Annotated in this window: 1 pseudogene; it reads left to right on the plus strand. The window is 47.5% G+C overall.

Annotated features, from left to right (window positions below):
- Positions 1-27: 27 nt before the first annotated feature.
- Positions 28-265, plus strand: a pseudogene (locus tag R0J87_RS21205) (hypothetical protein); the annotation flags it as partial.

Genomic DNA, 265 nt, shown 5'->3' on the forward strand with positions numbered 1-265 from the left:
CTGTTGACTGTGATTAAGGGATATAAGATGAGATTCAGACTTACGCCCCCTTTAGTGTTTTTAATTACCCTGGCTGCAATGTATTTGCTGGCTCAGTATTTTCCGCTATGGCGTTTCAGTTTTCCCGGCAAGATTTTATTGGAATGGGTATTCAGTGTATTGGCAGTCGGTTTCGGGCTGGCTGGCATCATGGCCTTTGCCCGTGCGAAGACGGCAATCAATCCACTTAAAACTACACGACTGGTGACCTCTGGCGTCTACCGGG

The sequence above is a fragment of the Halomonas sp. SIMBA_159 genome (assembly GCF_046536035.1).
GTDB classification, from domain to species: domain Bacteria; phylum Pseudomonadota; class Gammaproteobacteria; order Pseudomonadales; family Halomonadaceae; genus Vreelandella; species Vreelandella venusta_A.